The sequence below is a fragment of the Chamaesiphon sp. genome (assembly GCF_041737865.1).
Classification (GTDB): Bacteria; Cyanobacteriota; Cyanobacteriia; order Cyanobacteriales; family Chamaesiphonaceae; genus Chamaesiphon.
The window spans coordinates 1-3,828 of sequence record NZ_JBGSQZ010000178.1; the positions used below are offsets into that span (position 1 = coordinate 1).

Here is a 3,828-nt window from a genome sequence, read left to right on the forward strand (position 1 = left end):
TACTGTTGTAGTAGGGTAGGATTAATCGGATGTTTGATATCATCATTGGCATAGCATTTAAAACCTGATGGCAGCTCGTTACAGAGCATCTTCGCCAGACTTCTGAACGCACAGATACTAGCTGAATCGAGGTCTGGGGCATTAACTGTCTCTGGGATTTGATATCTATTTCCCGTGTGATAGTAAACAAATTTCCAGCCATCAGCTTTGAAACTTTCTTGGAGATATAGACGGATATCTCCTTGCTTCTCCCAAACATTCACCGAGAAAGCATAATGTTGATAATTTCTAAAGAAATCAGCAGTTTTGAGCAACCTAGCTACTGTTGCTTTAGTCAGGTCATCATTAGTGCTATTTGGTGGATAAGCTCTACCTTGAGAGGTAGCATTATTAGGATGATTTAGAATCTCTTCTTTCGTATCTTGCCAACATTTTTCAGTAGCAGCTTGAATAGCGATAGCACGTCTGGCAACTTCTTTGGTTACAGCTTCAATTAATTGGAGTAACTGGTCATCTGGTAGAATTGATAAATCCATAATAAATATTTGAACAAAACTCCCACTCAAAGTTAATTTGAATGGGAGTTAAATAATTTACCGACGGGATAGTAGAATAACTAATCGATCTCACCACAAAATACCAATTGCGATCGGCGACTGGTAATAATAATTAAAAGTGTGGATTTGGATTAGACTTCGTGACAAACAGACTCGAAATTTACTACAGAGCAAAGAATTCATAATAGACTTCTATCAATGCCTCACTAATAGAAAATTGTCTGTTCTCAAATTCTCCATTCAGCAAACAAATAAAGTGTTGATGAGCAGCAATTAGTCTAGTTAACATGGGATATCCTTAAAGTAATGTTTGCGATGATCGATTAACCAATTCTGAGGTGGGTTCCTCTGGGCTGAAGCTTGGCTAAAACTTCCCCATCAACTACCAATTCCTCTGCACCAGATTCCGCTAACTGTTGGCGAATTGTCTCGGTACAAACTTTATAACTAGTTTGCACTGTGACTAGATTTACCGGAAAATCTTGGGCAGGAATATTACTGTTAGTCCATAGCGGTTGTTTTCCACCATTCTTGACGAGTTTGATAGTCGCTTCTCGACCTTTAATAGTCGAATCAGCACGATTCTCTACAATTTTCTTGAGGTAAGTTTTGAAGTTTGACAAGGCATTTTCCCTGACTTCAATCTGACTATTGAAGTTGTCGCGGCGTTTTCGGAGATAAGCAATTTCCCCCTCTTTGGCTGCAACTACCGCAGCAATAGCATCTACCTTAGTGGCAATTTGCGCCTCTAACTTATCGAAGCTATTAATTAATGCGATAGTATCAGTTTTCCCCTCTACTTCTTCCTCTTCAATAAAAGCCATAATTTGTTCGACTAGCTCGTCACGGCTTAACTCTAAATCCAGTAATGATGCCATAATTAATTCTTTGGTGTGAGTAGTTAAATCGAGAATGCCCCAGTGAATTGCTGGGGCAAGTGGTAATATTAATTAACTGTTTGCAGTAGCAATTTCTCGCCAAGTGGTAGTTGGTAAATATAGAATGCTGGAGCCAAGCCGCTCGACTTCTGTAGCGCGATCGTAAGATTCAATATCTTCAGCAGTACGAGTGACAGCATTAAGCATCCCGAACTGGGAAAGGTCGCCAGCATCGATTAAATGTTTCAGCACCAAACCAGATTCATTTTCACTAAGTCCAATTGATTTAGCAATCACTTCAACCGCCTTAACCGGACTACCAGTAATCGGGTTAGATTTGGCTCCTTGCATATCTGCAACAGCTTCCTGGAAGGTGGAGATACTAATTGCATTTCGCACTAAGTCACGGACTTTTAGTTTGAAAGCATCATCGATCGCTTGAATAGTATCAATGGCATATAAATCGCTATTTTCAGCACTACGTCCGGCATGATTTTTACGTTGCTTCTTATCTTTGAGAATTAGACCATTAGTACACACGAGCCTCATGATAAATGGTTCAATAGAAATCGAACTATTCCCGATTTCACCATTACTCAAAATAAAGCCAGCTTGAACTGGATCGCCGACAGCAATTGCCGCTTCGATATCCGTGTTGATGACCTTGAGATACATTCTTTCGTCGGTTACTTGGCAACTTGCAATTTTAATCCCACTACCCATCTCACTGAGTTCTGGTAGTACCATTGCGAGAATGTCATGATTATCGACAATCCGATATCGACTGCTCAAGAATGCCCGCATTTGACCGCGCAGAGTACGAATGAGACTCGTTTCTTCTTGCCGTTGCTCCAACCAATGATTGACATTTTCCGCCAAAAGATCTGGAGACTGCTTCATCATTCGATCGTAATAAACTTTCGGGATATTGAGCTTAGATGCCATTTGTGCGTGGGCATAACTAGTCGCGGGCATTAATTCTAAACCGCTGGTTGTTTCCAATTGAAATTTTCCACTAGGCACCATTGTCAAACTTTTGGTGCTGGCATGGAAGTCCCGTTTGGTTTCCTGCTGTTCTAATAACTCTTGAGCTAATTCAACGATCGTGCGTCCAGTTTTCATGATTCTAAAAATGTGATAATGGTTGACAAAAAGCCGCCAATCTGGTTTAAGTTTGACGGCAAATATCCAAAGTGATTAGTACTGAGAATTTTGGTAATAAGCCTCGCGATCTAGCATCAACTGTTCGTCGAACGCTAGCTGTTGTTCTTCATCAGCAAGACTGATAAATCCAGTCACTTCAATGAGATTTTCAGTGGGTAGAACTGGTATAATGAGGGTATTCATGACTAACAAGTAGTAATTGGATAAGTGAGTGATTTTGCTGATACAAAATCACTCGCCAACAATAGACAAGCGGGTCTACGGATTCGCTCGTCTATTGTTTGGGTGGAGATAACATTCGTTTGACAATTTCCATCAATCGATCGGCATCGAGAGTCGGCATTTGCTCGATATCACCACCAGCACCAAGAGTTGGCTCGATTTCCAGGGGATCGAGTAACAGCGTTGGCAAGGAGAAGTATTTAGCGGTCTGGATAATCTGCAACGCCTTACGATTACCATCCAAGTCATAGTCGGGCAGCACTACCAACAGCAATCGTTCCAATCTGTCGCGGATCGCCCGCAACTTATCGAACATAGTCTGATAAGAATAATCTCCACCTTCAAGACATAGAGCTGGAATACCTCGACTGTGGGCAACTTCTACGCATTTTTGACCCTCAGTTACCAAGATGAGATTGGTCTTACCTGGATAGGGCAGAAGGCGCGATAGTCCATAGGGTGCCCACGATCGATCGCCCGCACCATTCACCCATGCTGAACCGTTGAGAAACTGCGGAAAGATAGACTTGTCATCAGCACGATCGATCCGCACTACTCGTTGGCTGTGGCTATACCAATAGTGAGTTCGTCTTCCCACCACATCTGACAGTAGCTCTGGCTTTATCAGGGGGAAATGGAGTAGGGCGGGATGGACTCGTGGCAAGACAATCGGACAAGGCTCTGACTTAACTCGTGGAGTGTAGCCAGAACGATTGAAGTCTGGGACGAGAGCCGCCATAATCTCCAGCCGATGTGCCCTAGTGGGATCGTTCCAACAATTCCACCGCCCTAATGGACAAAATGTAAGGTTATGCCCAGGACAGGCAGGACAATAGTATCTATTCTTGCGATATAGATGCAAATTGTCCTTATAGTCAGCAAGAACGATTGGTTGGGGCATTAGTTAAAAGGGGATTTTATCCTCTTCAACCTCATCGTCCTCAAATTCATCATCGTCCTCAAACTCAGGCGGATCGATGTATTCCGGTTCGGGTGCTGGTTTAGCC

At 42.6% G+C, this 3,828-nt stretch carries 5 protein-coding genes; all 5 read right to left on the minus strand.

Annotated elements, in window-relative coordinates; genetic code table 11:
• Window positions 1-536 (minus strand): hypothetical protein (locus ACEW9J_RS13445; RefSeq protein WP_373545624.1); only part of this gene is annotated, 536 nt, incomplete at its 3' end.
• A 344-nt stretch (window positions 537-880) separates the two neighbouring features.
• Window positions 881-1,435 (minus strand): siphovirus Gp157 family protein, encoded by a 555-nt coding sequence (locus ACEW9J_RS13450; protein ID WP_373545625.1) that lies wholly within the window; start codon window positions 1,433-1,435, stop codon window positions 881-883.
• Window positions 1,436-1,507: 72 nt separating this feature from the next.
• Entirely contained in the window at window positions 1,508-2,557 is a 1,050-nt protein-coding gene (locus tag ACEW9J_RS13455; RefSeq protein ID WP_373545626.1) for a DUF932 domain-containing protein, read from the minus strand.
• Between the two features lie 75 nt (window positions 2,558-2,632).
• Window positions 2,633-2,782: a hypothetical protein gene (locus tag ACEW9J_RS13460; protein WP_373545627.1), complete on the minus strand. Its 150-nt coding sequence runs from the start codon at window positions 2,780-2,782 to the stop codon at window positions 2,633-2,635.
• Between the two features lie 91 nt (window positions 2,783-2,873).
• Window positions 2,874-3,722 carry a hypothetical protein gene (locus ACEW9J_RS13465; protein ID WP_373545628.1) on the minus strand — a complete coding sequence of 283 codons (849 nt, stop codon included), beginning with the start codon at window positions 3,720-3,722 and terminating at the stop codon, window positions 2,874-2,876.
• Window positions 3,723-3,828 lie beyond the last annotated feature (106 nt).